Here is an 18592-nt window from a genome sequence, read left to right on the forward strand (position 1 = left end):
ACCGTGCAGGTCAGGAGCATTCCCTGTCCGAGGGCCGGAGTCGCGGCGGATAGGACCGACGTGCTTGGATTCCGGCATGACGGATTGGGCGCAACTCAGCCATGCCTACGGCTCGGCGGAAGACATACCGGTGCTGCTGGATCAGATCGCTTCGGAGCCGAGCCCCGAGCGTTGGAACGATCTGTGGTCGGCGCTCTGCCATCAAGGCAGTGTCTACTCGGCCAGCTTCGCGGCCTTGCCATGGCTGGCCGACGTAGCCGGCCGCGATGACCGGGAGCAGGCGGTCAGCGCCTTGAACCTGGCGGGTGCGATCTTGGCGGGCTCTGACCAGCCGCACGGGGCCGGCGACGTCCGCGCCCAGCACGCTGCGGAGGTCGAGACCCTGCTGGTAGTGGTAAACGAACACCTCCGGACATCGTCCGATCGGAACGAGTACGCCTATCTCCTGGAATCCATGCTGAGCTTCGAAGGCGTCGTGAGCTGGGGCGAAGACCTCGCCTGGGGCCTCGTGCACGAGGAGTACGAGGTCTCCTGTCCTGGCTGCCAAGCCAACCTGTTCATCGTCATCGGCGAGCGCGGATTCTTCTCCACGAGCGGTGACTACGCGCTGTCGGAGGATGACGTTGAGACGACGCCCCTGCGTCCCGCCAGCCCCGCAGCCATGGATGGCATCGGCCGCCGGCTCCACGACATCGCCCTCGCCGACGGGCACCAAGACGTCGCCAGCGCGATGACCTACGTCTTCGGCGATGCGACGTGTCCGGACTGCGAAACCGGCTTCTCCGTAGCGGATCAGGTCAGTGCCGAATGGTCCGCCACACACTGAGCAGGTCCAGCGAAACGCAGGCTTCTTCGTCGAACCGGGCGCTGGTGCCTCAGGTCGCTCGGTTCTGACGGGAGAGAGCTGTCGCCGGGAGCTCACCGAGTTTCCGTGCTCGGTAGGCGGCCTGTCGGCAGGCGTGCGAGCACCACCGTCGGGCTGCTGAGGCCGGCTGCATGGAGGTGCGACAGAAGCCGCATGTCGGGCCTGTGGGGACGCTGTGGCCGGCGAGGGGTTGGGCGGGGTTCTGCTGGCGCTGGAGGTAGTCCTGGTCTCGGCATCGCTGGCAGTAGTCGGCCGGGCCGCGGCGGCTCATGGAGATGCAGTGGATGATCTCGCCGCACTTCGTGCAGAGTTTCGCCGGGGAGGCGGTCGGGGCCGGTGGCTCGGGGGGCCGCTCGACTCCTTGGCGGTGCGCCATCCGGCGGCAGCGTGGGGAACACCAGGACGGCGTGCTCTTCCCCGGGGTCCTGGGCAGTTCGATCCCGCAGTATCCGCAGGTCGGGGGCGCCGATGGTGCGTCGCAGATGGGCGCGTTGGCGGCAGCGGGCGGAGCAGTGGCGTCGGGGGCTTCCGCCGGCGGTGCCCTTCGGCGGGAGCGAGTGTCCGGACCGAGTCGGCGTGGATGCGGCCGGACGACATCGGCGCCGGCGAGGGCGACTTCATCCGGGCCGCCCGCGCAGACACCACCCGCCGCGCTTCCTGGAGGGCGGCCTCGACATTCGGGGCTCATCCCCGCATGCGCGCGGAGCAGTCGATGCCGACGATGCCACCCGGCCGGCCGTCGGGGTCATCCCCGCAGCGCGGGAAGCAGACATCGCCGCGTACGCCGCGGACGACAGACGGGTTCATCCCCGCATGCGCGGGGAGCAGCCGGGCGCGCGGCCGCGCCGGATGGGCCGGTTGGGTTCATCCCAGCATGCGCGGGGAGCAGGCCGTCCAACCCAACACGGTGCTGACGGCGGTGGGTTCATCCCCGCATGCGCGGGGAGCAGCGACCAGTCTTTGCGCGCAGCTTCCGGGCAGCGGGTTCATCCCCGCGTGCGCGGGGAGCAGTCGTCGACCTCGCCCTGCGCGATCGTGTACCGGGGTTCATCCCCGCATGCGCGGGGAGCAGGTCTTCGGGTCGATCGGCCGGTTGCCGCGGGTGGGTTCATCCCCGCATGCGCGGGGAGCAGAGCGTGCCGAAGTCCGACACGATGGTCTGGACGGGTTCATCCCCGCATGCGCGGGGAGCAGGATGTGGAGCCGCTGTTACCCCACAGAATGGCGGGTTCATCCCCGCATGCGCGGGGAGCAGCAGTCGCCGTCCCGGACGCCGTAGCGCTCCGGGGGTTCATCCCCGCATGCGCGGCGCGCAGACCTGGTCCATGCGGAACTGCATCTCGTCCCGGGGTTCATCCCCGCATGTGCGGGGAGCAGTCTTTGTGACCAGGGACTCTATGGGGCCAACGCGCCGCTCTCGAGCACTTTCGCGGAATCCGGCGATCGCGGGTTCAGACCCTCGGGAGGCTTCCAATCCGGGTGGGGAGCAGTCGCGGCGGGGGCTGACACGGCTGTGATCGCGGGTCATCCCCGCGTGCGCGGGGAGCAGTCGGCGGGGGCCTGCGTGGTCGGGGCCGGCTTGGGGTCATCCCCGCGTGCGCGGGGAGCAGCCGTCAAAGGCAGGCTTGACGCCGTTGGTCCACGGGTCATCCCCGCGTGCGCGGGGAGCAGCGCTGGGCCACGGACAGGGAGAACAGCCCGATGGGGTCATCCCCGCGTGCGCGGGGAGCAGGCTTCTTGACCTGGGACTCTATGCCGTCGACGAGCCGTTCTCGAGCACTTTCACCGTAACCGGCATTCAACCCATATCGCGAGTACTGTCGAGGCGGGTAGGCGAGAACCTTCAGACCCGCCTCAGGCCGAATCGGCCCTGCCGTGGATTCCGGTGCCCCAGGGGGTTGCCGAACAAGGCGCTCCCGCCGTTGTGCGACACCACCCGCCCTGCCCGGTTCGAACGGGGTGCCGGCAACAGCTACTACCGTCGTCCGTATGACAGCCGTGGATCCGACCGTCGAGGCGCTGCTCGCCGGCATACCCGCCCTTGCCCCGTACGCCCGCAAGGCCGTGCTGCTGCGTCCCAAGGCGGGTGAGCCATCATCGGATGCCAGTCATATCGGTGGTCCGATGCTGTGGCCCGGCGATGAGGAGTGGCCCCGGTGTCAGGGGCCGCACATGGTCGAGGTGCGGGAAAGGCTCTCCGATGCGGATCGGGAGACTTTGCAGCGGATCGACCGGGACTGGCGAGCCCGGCGGGCTGGGAAGGCCCATGATGCGTACGAAACCATTCGGGAGGAAGCCGAAATCCGTTCCCGGATCATGGACGGTGCCGAGGGGCTCGACAAGGTCACGTGGGAGCGGATCCGGCGGGTGCCGGTGTCCAGCGTCCCCGGCGTACCGCTGATCGGGGTCCTGCAGCTCCTCAAGCAGGACGTACCCGTGGCCGATTGGCCGGAGGGCATGGACGTGCTGCAGGTTCTGTGGTGCCCCCAGGAGCATGCCGAACTGCCGGGGCAGGCGCACTACTGGGGACCCGCCGTCGAGGTGCACTACCGTTGGGCCGCTTCGCTTGCCGCCGTACGGGATGTTCCCGTGCCGGTCGACGCCGTGGCCTCGTACGTGCCCCGGCCCTGCCTGCTCGATCCGCTCGAGGTGACGGAGCTCCCGGCCCAGGACGAACTGCCCGCGGACCTCTTCGGCGAAGCAGAGGCCTGGGCCGAGCAGCACGGTATCGAGTACCACCGCACTCTGGCCTGCCTGGAGGGATGGAAGGCCGGAGGCTGGCCGAGCTGGCACCTCACGGACCTGGTCCCGATCGACTGCGCCTGCGGTGCGACGACCCGTCTGTTCCTCACCGTCGACAGCGGCCGTGATCCGGATCTCAATGTCGGCCGGTTCGGTGAACTGCGCATCTTCACATGCCCCGTGGACGCCTCGCACCCGCTCCGCCTGAACCTCCAGTAGCACGCCCCTTCCATGTCGCAGGGGCCAGCTACTGAGCGTCTGCCGACCGGGCCTGAACACGCGACAGCTTGATGCGACGGTTCCCCGGATCGACATCGATGATCTCGACGGTAAGGATGTCGCCGACCTGGATTCCCTCCTCGGGCTCGTCCACCGACATCTCGGCCGGTTCGGTGCGGTGCAGCAGTCCCTCCAAGCCGTGGTCCCGGTCCTCGATGCGGACCAAGGCACCGGACGGGGTGAGCCGCGTGACCGGTCCCCTGACGATCCGGCCGACCTGCTGCGCAAGCACCGACAACGGGTCTTCCTCCAGCGCCTTGAGCGACAACGGCACCCGCTGCCGGACGAGGTCGACGTCGAGGATCTCAGCGGTGACCTCTTGGCCCACCGTCAGTACGTCGGAGGGGTGGTCGATGTGGCGCCAGGACACCTCGGGCAGATTGATCATCGCGGTGAAGCTACCGATGTCGACGAAGGTGACGCCGAACTCGGGCATGGCGACGACGGTGCCGGTGCAGATCTGTCCTCGGTGCAAGGTGGTGAGGAACGCCCAGTTGCGGTCGTCAGAGGTCGCCTCGGTCCTCCAGCGCGCCCGCAGGACGCCGTCCTCGTCGGGCAGGACGGCCGTCATGAGCGGTTGCCTTCCGACGATGCAGAGGGACAGGGCCGATGCTGCACGGGCGCCGCAGACATGCGCCGCCAGTTCCGCGAACTGGCTCTCGTCAGCGACGATGCTCGCGATCCGGCCGTCCTCGTCCTCCCAGACGAACTCGATCAAACCTTCCTCCGGCAGATCGGCGAGGACGGCGCCCACATCGGCGGAAAGGTCGGGCCAGACGGCCAAACGGGAGCGAGGAGCCAGCCGGGCGCGAACCGCGTCCAGCGAGTCGGCCTCGAGTCGGTGCCAGCGAGCGGCGTTGCCCACGTGGTTCTCCTCGAGAAGCGCCGCCTGGCGCGTCGCGACGCACCAGCGCACGCGGGCCCAGAAGACGTCATCGGCGGGCCGCTGTACCCCCGGCCCATCGACCTCCGCTTCGTAGGGAGAGGCGTCCAGACGCTCGGGGAACAGTCCCAGTGCGCGGGTACGTGCCACCGCCACCGGACAGGGATCACTACTGCCGACGTAGACGTACTGGTCCCATCCGACGTGAATCGTGAACCTGCCCTCCACTTCCAGACGGCACCAGCCGCCACTGCCGCGCAGCATCGCCCGGACCAGTTCCAGGGCGACGCCGAGCGAGACCTGCGCGCCATCGTGGTAGCCCGCACGGCCGGGCGGGAAGAGACCGCCCAGGCCGTGACCCTCGACAGCCGATTCCGCCCCGAAACCGACGAAGCCCGCCGCGACCTCCGGTTCGCGTACGACAAGGCAGTCGATTCCGGTCTCCGCCGCGAAGACGGCAACAGCCTCCAGATAGGCACCTTCGACCGGCCCATGGTCGCTGTGCACCTCTTCGGTACCTGTGTAGTGACCGCGCTGATCGCGATCGGCAGGATCGTGCTTGGTGATGCGGTAAACGTGGGGCAGCACGTCACTGCCTGCCGACGAACGCGTAAGGATGGTGCATGTCCGCATCATGTCGCTCGCGGACGGCCGCGCGCCACCAGCTTTCGCAGGCCCTGCCGCACGGCCGGGGCGTCGCCAGGCGCACCGCCCTCATCCTTCTGCGGCGCGTGGAGGCTGGCTCGGTCGCTTGTCAGCACGACATCGCTGATCGCCCCGAGCGTCCGCCCGCTGGCTTTGTTCATGAGAACGGGCTCTGGCTCAAGTTCTGTGGAGTCGCGGGTACTGCGCCTGCGGAGGCGAGGCAGTCGTCACCGGCTGCACCGGTGGATGAACGCTCTGACACTCTCTCCCCATGAACACGACGGGTGCTGCGGCAGAGATCATTGAGGCCGAGTGGACAAGGCTCCTCGGTTCGGACCGTGTGGACGTTGACGTGGTGCGCGCTGCCCATGCCGAGCCCCGGCTGCGGCAGCTCTTCCCCTGGGTTGGTATGTGGGAGCTGCACTTCAGTCGGTGTACCGAGCATCCCTGCACGTGGGACGTGCCCTATATCGCCCCACGGCAAGGTGGGGGCTTCATCGTGGCAGGACCGTCCAGGGTGGAGTCCGTCGGTGAGGCCGACACGGCTGAGGCGGCTGTGGAGATGGTGGCCGGCCATCTGCCTCCGAACTGCGGTCGAGCGGTCGTCGGCAACCGACACGACCTCGCTGCCTTGGAAGATCGAGGCTGACAAACGGGCATCGGCCTCCTAGAACAGCAGGTTCCACAGAAGCTGAGCCAGAGCCTGAGAACGGACAGCAGATGTTCCACGACTTCGGGAGGGCCAGAGCACACCGATGATTCGCGCGCTGCTTGGGTTTTGACCCGAGAGGCGGCTGCCGAGGTCTGGCAGGCTGTGTGCGGCGCCGACCGCGTCAGAGTCGTACAGGCGGCCTGGCCGGCTCAGTGATCGCCCGTGTGTGGGCGCACGGGACGTGGCAGTGGCTGACGCCAGTCGCCCAGTCTCGTGAGGAGGAACCGGCGGGCGAGAGAACGTATATCGTTCCACGCCGAGTCCGTGGCCAGGGCGTTGTGCCAGAGTCCGACGCGGCAGGTGACATCGATCTCGCGGAGTCGACGGCCGATGGGCCGAAGACCGCGCAGATCCTCGGACTCGAAGACTCCGCGCGCCGCGAGTCCTTCGGAGACGCGGCACAGGAGCTCCACCTCTTCAACAACGTCCCTCGTCTCCAGCTCACGTTTGCCCAGCCCAGGCAAGTTGATCCTGGGTGTCGGCTGCCAGGAGGGCCATAAAGTGCAGCGTCCAGGTGCGCAGGTGCGCGTCGCCGAGATCGTTCATTCATGGAGGATCTCACCTAGCTCCCGCAACCGTGTTCGATGGCACGGAGGGCGGCAACGGCCGGCGCGGCGGCCGCGGAGGTTGAAACGCGATTACTGCTGCCGCAATCGGCCGTGCCACTGGGCCGCTGGCCTGGCCCGCCAACCGGATCATGAGAGTCGCCGCTTTCCCCGCAGGCGCGGGGAGCATCACGGGAAACGGGCCGAGTTCGACAGCAGCGGGGTCATCCCCGCGGGCGCGGGGAGCATTGCGCCAGGTCGAAGTCAGCCGCGGTCAGCCGGGGGTCATCCCCGCGGGCGCGGGGAGCATGCCGACCAGGACGACAAGGGCCAGGGGATGGAGGGGTCATCCCCGCGGGCGCGGGGAGCATCTCAGCGGTCCCGTCACAAGCGCTCGATTTCGGGGGTCATCCCCGCGGGCGCGGGGAGCATGCTTCTTGACCTGGGACTCTATGCCCTCGGCGTGCCGTTCTCGAGCACTTTCACCGAAACCGGCATTCAACTTATATCGATACTGCCTACCGCCGCGGACGGCAGGCAGACGTCACCCCAGTGGAGCAATGCTCAGAACCTGTGGATCGGTCCGGGGAGGACGTACCTTCCCTGGTGATCGATCGATAGGTCTCCGGGCAATGCCGACCTTGGCGCGTCGGCCGGGAAGGCACGTCCGTGCTCACCGCAGTCAACACTGACGGCACCACCCCTGGCGGGGCATCGCTGCTGGACGAGATCGCCCGGGAGGGCGCACGCCGGATGTGGGCCGCCTCGCTGGAGGCCGAGGTCAACTCCTACATAGCCGAGCTATCCGATCAGCGGGATGAGAACGGCCGCCAGCTGGTCGTGCGCAATGGCTACCACCCAAGGAAGGTCACCACCGCCGCGCTGGACCGGTCGAGGTCCGGGCTCCGCCGATCAACGACAAACGTGTGGACGCGGACACCGGAGAGCGCAAGCGGTGCTCGTCGGCGATCTTGCCGCCGTAGGCTGGGAAGTTCCCGAAGATCGCCGAGGTGGTGCCACTGCTCTATCTGCACGGTCTGTCCACCGGCGACATCGTCCCGGCGATGGAGCAGTTCCCCGGTGCCTCCACCGCCCGGGTTGTCGCCGGCCACCGTGACCCCACTGTCCGCCCAGTGGCAAGCAGAGCACCAGGCGTTCCAGGAGCGCGACCTGTCCGGCACGGACTACGTCTACGTGTGGGTCGACGTCATGTCCATTGCCAGCCAGTCCCCACCCCGGCCGGGGCGATTCACTCCCGATGAAGCGGCCCTGGCCCAGAAGGTGCTGCAGCAGCCCCGCGAGACACGCCGCGTCTGGTACGAATGAAACCACCATGCCCTGACGACATGCGACCAGTCTCCGCGCCTCGACCCCGACCGGAGCGGCACAGTGACGTCGTGGCTCCGCTCACGCGCCCTGTCGGTTCTGGCCGCCAGTACCACGCTGACGGCCGTGGCGGGCTGTCTTCGGGAAGGCCGAACTCCCCATATCCGTGCTCGTGGGCCAGGTCGGCGCACTCCTCCTGGCGGACGTCCTCACGGTCCTGCCCGCCGCCATGTGGCTGAACGGCACAGGGCGTGCCACCACAGCCGCCGAAGCCACCGCCGTACGGCCCGTACACCGCTGGGACACCACGCTCGCCGCCGCCCTCGCCACAATCGCCCTTGCCATAGCCGGTGCCAGCACCTCCTGGGTGTCTCTGACATCGCCGTGACCGTCGAGCGCAACACCGCCGGATACCTGAACCACGCCCTCCTCCTCAACCCCCCTCGTCGGCCAGCGCGTGGCAGCACCCCTCACCGCAGTTGGCTGCGACGAACCTGACCGCCATGTGGCTCAGTGGAGGCGGGGCGGTGTGATCAGCACACCGGGAGTGGCGGATGCAGGCGTCCGTCGGTCTGAGGGCTGCGTGCAGCGCACGGCGCGGGACACGGTCGGGTAGCGCGGCGCAATCCAGCTGTCCGTGGCCGGGGCTGAGCGGATATAGTGGGAGCACCAAGTTACTCAGGCGCGGAAGGCCCTCCACCTAGGTGGAGGGCCTTCTGTCATGTACGGGCTCCCGCACCCCGGTCAGGCGACCTGGAGCTTCGGGCGGCCCGTCGGGGCAGGCGGGGCCTGGTGGTACGTCGGCAGCTTCAGGTTGGGAAGCTCCCCGCCCTGGATACGGACCAGGGCCGCGCGGAACGCCGCCTCCATGACCTCGGGGCTCTCGTACTTCGCCGCGAGCGGATGGAGCCGGTAGGAGTTGCCGTTGCGCTCCTCGCTGCGCGGCCTGAGCACGATGTTCAAGTCGCACAGAGGCGCCATCAGGCCGCTGACGGCCTGGGGCGTGACCCCGTACTCGGCCGCCATGTCCTTCTGCCGTACCGGCAGCGCTCCCCCGAAGTCGCTGCGCGCAACGAGGTACTGGAGGAACTTGACGGCGGACCCTGACAGCGGCAGGGCCCAAATGCGCTCCGCAACGATCGGAGACATGACGTTAGCCATGGGACAGCCTTCCTCGAGAACGGTCGCCCGTGCAGGGGCCTGGCAGCACTATCACCCGGTACGTCTCCTTCCGCGAACTTCGGTCTGGGTCCCGAAGTCGAGGTCCAACTCCTCCTGATGGGCGCCTTCCGGCCCCACGGCGTACGGGAACGCCTCGGTGTCGTGGTCGTGTCGGTCCGCGATCTCGGCGAGCACCTCGTGCTGGGCCGTGCTGTTGCCGTGGAACCACAGCCGCACGTTGATCTGGATCCGGCCGTTGCCGGCCTTCTCCACCCAGTTGTAGTCGCACAGTGCCTGGACTGCACGATTGACCGTGGAACGCGTGATCATCTTGCCGCCCTTCTGTGCGGCAATCTTGTTGAGCCCGTCCGTGATCTCCTGCTGCGTGTACTGGGTGATGCCGGTCCCCGGCACCTGTCCCCCGGCCACGAAGAGGAAGACGCAGAGCTGGGACTTGGTGATGCTGTTCGCGACGGCGAGCTGCGCCAGCAGCTGCGTGAACCAGTTGCTGGCCAGGCTGTAGCCGGCGCCCCCGGCCATGTCGTGGACGGAGCGCGGGTCGGCGGCGTACTCGAAGTGCACTCCCTTGAGCCGACGTCGGCCGCTGGGGTCGGCGGCATCGGCCACCTTCTCCCCGAGCTGCTGGCCGAGGACGGCCAGGATGTCTCCGTACTCGGCTTCGTTCCCCGCGGCGGTGGGGACGGGTACAGGTCGGGGCCCGCGCTGTCGGCGACGTGCGGGCGGATCAGATGTCACAGGACCTCCTTGTTACTCAGGCGGTCCGAGACTATCCAAAAAATCAACGTGTGCTTGTCTTTCGGGCTGTCGACGCGCCAAAAGTTGCTTCTGATCCGGGCCTGTTCGAACGCGGCGCCAAAAGTACACGGTACGTGAAGTTATTTTGCGGTCAAGCCCCGAAAGTACACGGCTGCTTGACTTCGGTTGTCGCAATGGCAGCACATCTCAGAGGGTCTGCGCGTGCCCAACGGCTCCGCGTTCCCCTGTGGACAACGCTCTGACCTGCGGCGATCCAGCGCCTGTTGACGTCTCACGAAAGTAAAGCGGTGCTTGAGTTTCCTCTGAAATGTGCTCGCCAGGTATACATTTCAGAGGTCCAAATGTGCCCTGGCGGACACACTCACTCCGGCAAACCTGCAGGTCAGAGGCCCTTCGGTAGCCGCGCCCTCTTACTAAAAGAGCAACTTGACCCACCGGCATCAGCAAGCACCGGCCCCGTCGTTGTCTGGGCCCCTGACAGGCACATCCCACCTCCTGACGGTCCCGCAGGACATGGTTGCCCTGCTTCTCCCCCACTGATGCTCGAGCCGACTCCCCGTCACTTCACCGGAGCTGTACTTTTTGTGCTCACCGGCTCACTTGTGTTCCAACGGGACGACCCGCGACTGCTGCTTCCCCGGAGGTCTGCTACCTGTGCCCTCGAAAGTCAGCCCCAGTGGCGGGTGCGACGACTGAGTACGACCAGTGGCCAGCCGCACCACCCACCGACCTCAACCACGCTTCAGGTCTTCACTGCATGCCCGGCCCGCAGTCGCCAACACCGCGCCATCACCCCGGCGGGGCACCGCAAGCCCGCCAGGGCTGAGGAGCTACCGACCCTAGGCGAGAGGCCCATTGTGAAGACCGCGAACACATCTACGAAGCCCGCCAGGCGCGATGGAATGAGAGCGGGCGACAGCGGCTCAACCCTGAATTTCCGGCATACGGGCTGAAAACCGACCCACAGAACGGCACCTCTAGCCGCCGATCTCCAGCCTGCCTGTGTGATGGGACGTTCCTTCTCCTGAAAGCCCTCCTGCGGGCCACACACGGCTTTTCTTCTCCTGAGCACCTGATCCCAAGCACACTGCACGGCTCAGCTGCCGGTTGAGACTAGTGGTTGGTTTGAACCTGGAGCGTGAGCCCAGCTGAGGTCTGTCAGTGGGGGCCGTTACTTTCACCGTCATGACGACACATTCTCAGCCGCTTACGGTGCTGTTGACCGACCCCATGGGCGGAACCCTGGGTCTTGGCCTGCCGCCGGGCTCGCTAGTGACCGAGACCAACGATGGTCCTTGGCCTGAGCCGCTGCTCTGGGTGGCCGACGGGGTCGCAGCACCTGGTGCGTGGGCCGATTACCTGCCGGCCCGGGAGGTGGGACTGCAGCCCGTACTTCTCCAGGACGAATCCGGTATCGAGGAGTGGTGGGACGGCGAGCTGGATCCCGGCATGATGTCGGACCCCGGCGACCATCAGGTCGAGGAGGTTCTCAAAGATTTTTGGGATTCCGCGGCCTCGGAAACCGAGGAGAACGAAGACGAAGAGAACGCGGGAGAGACCATAGCCCCGTTCACCGGCACCTGGCCTGGGCTTGCGTCGCCAGGCCGGCCGGCGGCAGATCCGGCCACGAACTCACTCAAGAGCCCTCGGCTGGCGTTGGTTCCAGTGGGTCGGGCTGCGGATCTTCCCGCGGCGATCGGCTGGTCGGGGCCGGTCAACTATGAAAACGATGTGGCCCGGCTATGTGCCGTTCTCCGTTCCTGGGAGGACCGCTTCGGAGTCCGTGTGGTTGCTCTGTCGTACGCGCGGCTGGACCTGTCCGTAGCAGCCCCTCCGCAGACGCTGGACGAAGCTCTCGCGGTCGCCGCGGAGCACTTCGCGTTCTGCCCCGACAACATCTGGCAGGGGTACGAGAGCATCCGGGTATACGCAGAGGAAGCTCTGGTGGGCAACACCCACTGGACGTTCTGGTGGGACTGAATGGCCCATGGCAGTTCCTTGCCGACGAAGTCTGGCCGGTCAAGGCCCGTCGGTTGCTGGGGCCTTCTTGGTCCACCGGGCGGCTTTGTGGGTGAGTCGCCTGGTCATGAGGGGGATGAGTGATCAGTTCAGGTGGGCTTCACTGTGCTGGGTTCAGGCGTTCGTAGTCTCTCGCGTTGCGGCGGGCGTTCATGATCCAGCTGATGGTTCGCTCCACGCGCCAGCGCCGGAGAAGGACGACGAACCTTTTCGTTGCCTTAGGTCGGGAGACGGTCCGAAGGTGATGTTGAGGAAGTCGCGGGCCCAGCCGACGAGCTGGCCCGCGTAGGCGGAGTCCGCCTCAGACCAATTGCGTCGGCTCGCGGAGTCGCTCCAGCAGGAGCGCCGCACCCAGCCGGTCCCAAACCGCGCGTATCTGCAGTACCTGCCGGGTCCTGGTGGACTGCTTTTGCGCTTGCTCACCAACCGGAACCTCGGGTGGTTGGCGGCAACGCAGACATTCCTGCCCCTGACCGGACGGTACTGGTCTGCGGCAACGTACGGGCAGACCGGCCACAGTCGCACGGAGCTGACACCCGATCTCCTGGCCGACTCCGCCATCGTGCTCGGCATCAGCGCCGACGACCTAGCCGCACTTACCGGCGTCACGCTGCAAGACCGGACGGCGTCGGCGTCTGAGGTCGCCGTCGACGTGACCGGCCTCATCTGGAACGTTCGCCGCCTCACACTGGACCAGATACAGCATCCGCGAAGCACAGAGCACGAGTTGAGGCAGCGGACTACAGCTGATACCAGTCGTCGCCACCTTCGCGAAGGGAGCGCATGAGGTAGTTCCGCAGGTCGCTGGCCACCCACCGCCTGCTGTCGGTCTCGTGCTCCCACACGAAGATGTCGGGACGCTGCGGTCTCTGCACGAAAGCGAAATGATTACCGCCTCCGTTGTCTCCGAAGAACAACAGGGCATCGAACGGCATATACAACTGCGCGAAGGACGGGTCGGACCAGAAGAGACGGTTCTGCTCGACGATCTGGTCGAGTGCCCAGACGGTGTCCACCGAGGTCTGTCCGATCACCCCGTTGCTCTCTAGGAGCATGTGCTTCAGCTCTGGAGGAATCTCACACCCAAGCCGCCGCTCGGCCTCAGCGAGTTCGGAGTCATGAGCTGGCTCCCGGAAGCCGACGCCAGGAAAGGCCTGCAGGGCCGTCTCTCTCCACATGATCAGAAACTGACCTGAGCCGCCGGGGTCGGCCTGAGCAGAAGGTCCGCCGTGACTACGGCCTCGACTTGCCGTCCCTGGTCAGATCGGTGACTGCCCTGATTTCTCCTCGACAGTGACCGAGATGTCGACCTTGTGACCCAGCAGCCGCTTCGCGTCATCCAACCGCAGCCGCGTACCGGCACTCGGCCAGCTCACGGATGGCGACGGCATCGGCGAGGAGGAGCTCAAGCAGATCGAAAGTCAGCTCTGTCGCTCCCTACCGCTCTGCATGAGGCATGCCTGCTCGTCGGTCGGCGTCCGGAGTTGTTCGAGCATCAGACTCCGATGCTGCTCCGTCAGACATTTTCGTGCACGAGAACCTCGAGGGTGTGTTGTGCTTCCGCAAGGAGAACCAGGGCTGCCCCTTCTGGAGCGTGCGCCTGGGCGATCCGGGAAAGGTGCCGTCGGGAAGTCGGGAAGGGGGAGCCCCGTCTCACCGCGTACGCGGCCTACGCCCCGCGGTACGAGCTTGCGGTTCCGGCCCCTCAACCGGTGCCTACGTCGGCGAAGGACATCGACCGGTGCGCTCGCGACCTTCGCGACCTCATCATCGACGGCACGACTGGAGCACGGGGGTGCTAACGCCGTTAGCACCCCCTGAGGTTGTCGTTCAACCTGTGGCCTGAGGGCCGGCCTGCTCTCCGGCCGGGATGAAGATGGCTACATAGTCTTCGAACCCCTCATGGAGTCCCCATTCCTCACGGGTCATTGCGGCTTCGTACCGGGCTCGGGAGTCCTTGCGGCCTCTGGCGTAGACGTGGACCGTGTAGATCGCCGTTGGGGGGAGTGTCAGCGTGGGGGCATACCCCTGGCTCCCCGGAAGCCAGTCCGCGGCCGGCACGGCAGGACCGGTGGTGGGGCCGGAGATTCCCATCCGGCCCCTGTAGACCGGCCGGTACGGCCAGGAACCGAGCGATTGCCACTGCTCTGCCTGCTGCACAGGCTGAGCCTCGGCGAGCATGAGAGTCACCCAGGCCCTGTGCTCCTGGACGCAACTGACGATGGTGAGCTTGCCGGGTGTGACGATCACGGGCTCGTCGGTATGAAAGTCCGGCACAACGTCGACACTCTCGAACCCCTGCTCGATGTACTCGGCGATGTAGAAGTGCGAGTACGCGATGCTGACGACACCGCTGACTATGTTCATCTCCGGACCGTACGCGCTGATCGCACCGGCTGAGCGCCGAGTCTCTTAAGCTTGTCGCTTCCCGCCGGGACTGGGGTCCTTCTCGTCGTCCATGAGAGGGGTGACTTGACCGGTCCACGTCCAGGGTTCCTGACGTGGATCCCAGGTCACTTCCACCTTGGTGTCATGGAAGTCGCGTGCGAGGTCCGTCACCATCGTGCCGGCAGCGCTCAACGCCGCCTCCGGGTCGAGCAACTCGTCGCTGAGGCGTCCGCAGAGCATGCTGCCTTCCGCAGTGAGGACGCTGTGGCGCCAGCCGTCCGGCGTCGCCAGCAAAACGATCCCCTTGGGCAGGCCGAAGGGCGGCCGTCTCTCCTTCTGTCGTCTCGCCACGGGGCCATCCAACATGGCGGGGCAGACAGCCCCGGTGTTGGGTCGTGACTCAGGTGCCGCGGTGGGTTTTGGTGCCGGTTTTGTGGTGGGCTGGCCGGTGACAAGTTCGAGGCCGACGTCGTGGCGTGTTGCTGGCCGTTGGTTCTTCGAGCCGGGCGGCCGTCCGGGACCTGGGCGGGGGGTTTGAGGACAGCCGCTGGCGAGGGCAGCCGCGCTTGGAGGTTCCGGAACCCGCGGCGGACGCGAGCCGGGGTCAACCTGTTTGGTTAGGCCCCTCGCTCAACGGATGTGGTCCCTGGAGCGTCGTGTCTGCCGCCGTTGTGTTCATGCGGCGGGGATCACGGGGCAGGTGAACCGGTCTCTCCGACAGCTAGCGAGGAAGTATCGCGTCAGCTGTTACATGGTCCGCCAGGCCCTTCCCTCACCAACATCGTCAAGCCGCAAGACGCACCCAGCCATCGAAGGCCCGGCGAAGGAAGGCATTGGTCACTAATCGATCCCATCCTCGACGATCACGCTGCGATGAACGACGGCCAGGTCCCCGCCATGGGACTGGTCTGGGAGAAGCTGCGGGACGAACACGGCACAACGGCCGCTTACGCCACCGTCCACCGGTACTTGTCCAGGCATCCGCGCGATCGAAGGTGGGTCTCGAAGACCTGAGACCTCGCCCGAGCTCAGGCGTTCCACCACTCGTCGGTGCCACCGCCGACTGCGTAGTGCCACCATCCTTGCTCTTCCCCTTTGCACCAGGAGCGCCTTGATTGCGGCGAAGTCCGCGTCGGCCGGTGCGGTGAAGGCCACCATGGGGAACTCCTCGCTGAAGACCTCACCTCCGAGGCCGAACACTGAAAGGCGTTGATGCACTGCCTGAGGGCTGCGTCCCAGGGGGTCGGCAGGACAAGCTGGAGCACGGGGGGTGCTAACGGCGTTAGCACCCCGACGAAACGTGACGAGCCCGACCGGTAAGCCGGTCGGGCTCGATCAAGTTGGTGCGGGCTATCCGTCGCCGTGTGCGGCCAGGAGCCGCTCCAGAAGCACTTCCCGCTGTGTCTCGTCCATCTTCTCGAAGATGAGGTCGGCAACCCCGTTGCCGTCATGCCACGGCACGCGGGGAAGGGAGCGGATGTCAACGAGGTGGGGGGTGGGCTGTGAGGACGATTCGGTGGGCTGCTCCTGCTCCTCGCGATTGTCGGCGTCGCTGACATCGGCCCCATCAGGTTCGACGCTGATAGACGCGGCCGAGCCGACGACAGGTGCGGGTGGGGGTGCGGGTGCGGGTGCGGCCTCGGGCTGCGGGGTGCTAACGGCGTTAGCACCCTGGGTGGTCCGCTTGCGTCGTTTGGTCTCGGCGCGCTTGGCAAGGGCCTCGTCGACAGCGCTCTGCTGTTGCTGCGCGGGGAGCTGCCCGACGTTACGGGCGATCTCCACCGGAAGGCTCCGGTCTTCGACCGCTTCCTGGAGTTCTGGCGTGAGCTTCAGCAGGGCAATGCGCTGGGTTACCCAGGGACTGGATTTGCCCAGCGCCCGAGCCACGGCTCGCTGGGACCCGTGAACATGGACGAGCCGCTCAAGGGCCTTCGCCTCGTCGAGCGGGTCGAGGTTCTCGTGCTGGACAGCAGCGGTCAGGGCTGTTTCCAGGAGTGTGTCGGCGTCCTGGGCGAGGGAGTCGTCGACATGGACGGGGACATCGTCCAAGCCGGCGAGGTTCGCGGCAGCGAGGCGGCGGTTGCCATCGACAACGACGTACGCTGCCGTGCCCAGCTGGTCGTCATGGCCGGGGTGCGCAGCGAGGAAGGCTTGTCGGGTGACGACCGCCAGGGGTTGGATGACGCCTCGGGAGGTGAGGCTGTCGGCGAGGTCCTCGACAGACTTGAGTTCCTCACGCGGGTTGTAGGGGTTGTGCGCCAGCTGGTCCAGCGCAGCGCGCAGCGTCCCGGTGTGGCCGGCGGCAGCGGGCTCTGCGGGGGTTCCGTCCTGTCCGGCGAAGCGTGCGAAGGATGCCGCGCGGCTGCTCATCGGCTGGGCCACGGCGTTGAAAGTGGGAGAGTCCCCCAGCATGTCGGCCTTGCTCACGCCGTCCTCACTCCCCGGGCGATCTGCCTCATCTGGTGGGACTGCTCACAGTCGGGCGCATAGTCCAGCAGCGCGCGCTGCTTGCGGACGGCCTCACGCTGTTCCTTGACGTCGGGCACCACGGCCAAGACCGGGGGAGTACCCAGCGACTTCCACTTGTCGAGCGACGAGGTCGCGATGTAGCCGCGCCGACTGTCGAATTTGTTCACGACGAGGCCGAGCTGCTCGATGGCGATGTCATAGTCCCGCGAGAGGGAATCGATCTGCTGGATGAGCATCCCGTACGCCTGCGCTGAGGTGTCCTCTGCTTCCACGGGAATGACGAGGCCGGACGAGCCGGGCTTCTCATCGGTCCGCTGGCGGGCGTAGTTGAGGGCTGCGTCCATGGCGAGGCCGAGGCTGGGGGGCGAGTCCACCACGATGACGTCGAAGTGTTCCTCAAGCGGGGCGAGGGCGCGCTCGAGCGTTGCTTCACGCGGGCCGCGGAACGTAGTGAGCCCTGAGTCGAGAAGGAACGCGTCGAACGCGGCGGGCAGAATGCGCAGCCGGCCGCCGAACCGGTCACCGCTTATGGCAACCGTCAGGTCGAGTAGCGGCTGCTGGGCCTTCTGACGGTCGAGCATGTGCGTGATGAGGCTTTCCGCGCCAGCGGGAATGGCGGTGAGGCCGAGCTGGTGGGTGAGGTGGCCCTGGGGGTCGTAGTCGACGAGGAGGACTCGCAGCCCACTGATCGCCGCGTCGGCTGCCGCCCCGATGGCAGCCGGGTCCTCTGCGAAGGCCTGGGCGAGGCCCGCGGATACGGCGGTCTTGCCCACGCCGCCCTTCTGGTTACAGATGACGATTCTTCGGGTGCTCGGATTAACGCCGGCGGGGTTGTCGGCCAGCCAGAGGACCACGGACTGCGCCAGCCCCTGGATGTAGGAGACACCGCGCTCTCGGCAATCGGTCTTGAAGTCCTCGTAGAGGCCTTCAGGAAGGTAGGTGCCGAACGAATCAGCGCCGGCGGTGTTGACTACGGGCAGCTCGTCCGTGCAGTCACGCCAAGCCTGGATGCCATGGGCGACGGCGTCCTGCATGTCGGTCTGGAGCTGCGCTGCACGGACCTTGAGGGCCTGCTGGAGGTGAGCGGGCAGCTTGGAGACGAGCTTCTCCCGCTCCGCTCCCGGGTTCGGAGATGACATGGACGGCAGCATACTGCCGCCACGCGTGATTCCGGTGATCCATAAGGTTCGTTTTGCCGATTTTCGGCGGTAGTTCCTGCCTGAGTGCTAACGCCGTTAGCACTCAGGGGGGTGCTAACGGCGTTAGCACCCCCCTGCTCCAGTCCTCAACACGGCTTCGCGCATCGCCTGCGAGCACGACCGTCTCAGCGAAGGTTGGCCAGTCTCACCGAACCTGGCCCAGGCACCTGGGTCGGTATGGGCGAGTGGGACGGGGGCAAGCCGGCCACTTCGTAGAAGACCGTCCAGGAGGGCGGGCTGGTCCCGATCGCGGTGAGGTCTCCTGGAAGTTGGTGCACGTACAGCGGGCCAGTCCATACCGGCAGGAGTTCAGCTTCGGCGCGGCGGGAGGGCTCGGACGAGGGCGGCATCCAGGTCCCCGGAGCGTACGGCGGTCAGCCGCTCGGTGAGGGGCAGGCGCCGCAGTCGGACGAAGGGTCACGCTGATCCCGGTGAACTCCCGTCGTGGAGCCATGTGCAGGGTTCAGCGGCGGTCGGGCGAGTCCTGGCGTCGGGACAAGGACAGCCTGCGCCGCTGCCGGTCGACGTCGATGACGACGACCGAGACTGCGTCGCCAACGTGGACGGCTTCCTCCGGAGCTT

15 protein-coding genes, 3 pseudogenes and 1 CRISPR repeat array are annotated in these 18592 nt (G+C 66.9%); of the genes and pseudogenes, 6 read left to right on the forward strand and 12 right to left on the reverse strand.

All coding sequences use genetic code 11. From position 1 onward, the window contains the following. Positions 1 to 64 precede the first annotated feature (64 nt). On the forward strand, positions 65 to 826 hold the full coding sequence (locus tag IF09_RS0124305) for a hypothetical protein (RefSeq protein ID WP_234321127.1): 762 nt from the start codon (positions 65 to 67) through the stop codon (positions 824 to 826). 838 nt (positions 827 to 1664) lie between these two features. Beyond that, positions 1665 to 2243: a CRISPR direct-repeat array (repeat unit 29 nt; unit sequence GGGTTCATCCCCGCATGCGCGGGGAGCAG). A 611-nt stretch (positions 2244 to 2854) separates the two neighbouring features. Beyond that, the gene (locus IF09_RS41915) at positions 2855 to 3826 is read left to right on the forward strand and encodes a hypothetical protein (protein ID WP_158710030.1); all 972 of its coding nucleotides are present in this window, start codon (positions 2855 to 2857) and stop codon (positions 3824 to 3826) included. A 28-nt stretch (positions 3827 to 3854) separates the two neighbouring features. Here the strand turns inward: IF09_RS41915 and IF09_RS0124315 are convergent, their stop codons facing one another. Next, a complete protein-coding gene (locus IF09_RS0124315; protein ID WP_030299101.1) occupies positions 3855 to 5357 on the reverse strand; it encodes a S1 RNA-binding domain-containing protein in 1503 nt (500 codons plus the stop codon). Between the two features lie 328 nt (positions 5358 to 5685). On the opposite strand from IF09_RS0124315, the gene IF09_RS0124320 reads away from it, so the two are divergent. The 3 genes and pseudogenes from IF09_RS0124320 (at position 5686) to IF09_RS0124335 (ending at position 8385) form a co-directional block, all read left to right on the forward strand. Next, a complete protein-coding gene (locus IF09_RS0124320) occupies positions 5686 to 6063 on the forward strand; it encodes a DUF6193 family natural product biosynthesis protein (RefSeq protein ID WP_030299104.1) in 378 nt (125 codons plus the stop codon). Between the two features lie 1277 nt (positions 6064 to 7340). Further along, positions 7341 to 7877: pseudogene (locus IF09_RS40535) on the forward strand (transposase); the annotation flags it as partial. A 292-nt stretch (positions 7878 to 8169) separates the two neighbouring features. Beyond that, the gene (locus tag IF09_RS0124335; RefSeq protein WP_030299106.1) at positions 8170 to 8385 is read left to right on the forward strand and encodes a hypothetical protein; all 216 of its coding nucleotides are present in this window, start codon (positions 8170 to 8172) and stop codon (positions 8383 to 8385) included. Between the two features lie 356 nt (positions 8386 to 8741). Here the strand turns inward: IF09_RS0124335 and IF09_RS0124340 are convergent, their stop codons facing one another. Next, the gene (locus IF09_RS0124340; protein WP_234321128.1) at positions 8742 to 9146 is read right to left on the reverse strand and encodes a hypothetical protein; all 405 of its coding nucleotides are present in this window, start codon (positions 9144 to 9146) and stop codon (positions 8742 to 8744) included. A 63-nt stretch (positions 9147 to 9209) separates the two neighbouring features. Beyond that, positions 9210 to 9914, reverse strand: a complete 705-nt coding sequence (locus IF09_RS0124345; protein WP_030299110.1) for a hypothetical protein — start codon at positions 9912 to 9914, stop codon at positions 9210 to 9212. A 1206-nt stretch (positions 9915 to 11120) separates the two neighbouring features. On the opposite strand from IF09_RS0124345, the gene IF09_RS0124350 reads away from it, so the two are divergent. Continuing rightward, positions 11121 to 11915 (forward strand): DUF4253 domain-containing protein, encoded by a 795-nt coding sequence (locus tag IF09_RS0124350; protein WP_030299115.1) that lies wholly within the window; start codon positions 11121 to 11123, stop codon positions 11913 to 11915. A 51-nt stretch (positions 11916 to 11966) separates the two neighbouring features. Here IF09_RS0124350 and IF09_RS44800 read toward each other — a convergent pair. The 9 genes and pseudogenes from IF09_RS44800 to IF09_RS0124390 form a co-directional block, all read right to left on the reverse strand. Continuing rightward, positions 11967 to 12254 (reverse strand): annotated as a pseudogene (locus IF09_RS44800) (IS5/IS1182 family transposase); the annotation flags it as partial. Between the two features lie 440 nt (positions 12255 to 12694). Next, complete coding sequence (locus IF09_RS0124360) at positions 12695 to 13132, reverse strand: SMI1/KNR4 family protein (RefSeq protein WP_030299118.1); 438 nt, start codon at positions 13130 to 13132, stop codon at positions 12695 to 12697. A 652-nt stretch (positions 13133 to 13784) separates the two neighbouring features. Further along, on the reverse strand, positions 13785 to 14321 hold the full coding sequence (locus tag IF09_RS0124365) for a hypothetical protein (protein ID WP_030299120.1): 537 nt from the start codon (positions 14319 to 14321) through the stop codon (positions 13785 to 13787). A gap of 45 nt (positions 14322 to 14366) precedes the next feature. Further along, positions 14367 to 14693: a hypothetical protein gene (locus IF09_RS45740; protein WP_158710031.1), complete on the reverse strand. Its 327-nt coding sequence runs from the start codon at positions 14691 to 14693 to the stop codon at positions 14367 to 14369. A gap of 111 nt (positions 14694 to 14804) precedes the next feature. Continuing rightward, positions 14805 to 14959: pseudogene (locus tag IF09_RS48265) on the reverse strand (transposase); the annotation flags it as partial. 223 nt (positions 14960 to 15182) lie between these two features. Beyond that, positions 15183 to 15560, reverse strand: a complete 378-nt coding sequence (locus IF09_RS48510; RefSeq protein WP_418953071.1) for a DUF4265 domain-containing protein — start codon at positions 15558 to 15560, stop codon at positions 15183 to 15185. Between the two features lie 132 nt (positions 15561 to 15692). Further along, positions 15693 to 16769 (reverse strand): ParB/RepB/Spo0J family partition protein, encoded by a 1077-nt coding sequence (locus IF09_RS0124380; protein ID WP_051832822.1) that lies wholly within the window; start codon positions 16767 to 16769, stop codon positions 15693 to 15695. Then, positions 16766 to 17950 carry a ParA family protein gene (locus tag IF09_RS0124385; RefSeq protein ID WP_030299125.1) on the reverse strand — a complete coding sequence of 395 codons (1185 nt, stop codon included), beginning with the start codon at positions 17948 to 17950 and terminating at the stop codon, positions 16766 to 16768. The genes IF09_RS0124380 and IF09_RS0124385 overlap by 4 nt, the downstream gene beginning before the upstream one ends. Positions 17951 to 18473: 523 nt before the next feature. Then, positions 18474 to 18592, reverse strand: a 119-nt coding sequence (locus IF09_RS0124390) for a S1 RNA-binding domain-containing protein (protein WP_030299127.1), incomplete at its 5' end; no start/stop codon positions are given.

The organism is Streptomyces katrae (genome assembly GCF_000717655.1).
Classification (GTDB): domain Bacteria; phylum Actinomycetota; class Actinomycetes; order Streptomycetales; family Streptomycetaceae; genus Streptomyces; species Streptomyces katrae_B.

Bases quoted from the DNA above. Each gene is read 5' to 3' on its own strand.
- IF09_RS41915 (WP_158710030.1), top strand. From the start codon at position 2,855: ATGACAGCCGTGGATCCGACCGTCGAGGCGCTGCTCGCCGGCATACCC.
- IF09_RS0124320 (WP_030299104.1), top strand. From the start codon at position 5,686: ATGAACACGACGGGTGCTGCGGCAGAGATCATTGAGGCCGAGTGGACA.
- IF09_RS0124340 (WP_234321128.1), bottom strand. From the start codon at position 9,146: ATGTCTCCGATCGTTGCGGAGCGCATTTGGGCCCTGCCGCTGTCAGGG.
- IF09_RS0124350 (WP_030299115.1), top strand. From the start codon at position 11,121: ATGACGACACATTCTCAGCCGCTTACGGTGCTGTTGACCGACCCCATG.
- IF09_RS0124360 (WP_030299118.1), bottom strand. From the start codon at position 13,132: ATGTGGAGAGAGACGGCCCTGCAGGCCTTTCCTGGCGTCGGCTTCCGG.
- IF09_RS0124365 (WP_030299120.1), bottom strand. From the start codon at position 14,321: ATGAACATAGTCAGCGGTGTCGTCAGCATCGCGTACTCGCACTTCTAC.
- IF09_RS0124385 (WP_030299125.1), bottom strand. From the start codon at position 17,950: ATGTCATCTCCGAACCCGGGAGCGGAGCGGGAGAAGCTCGTCTCCAAG.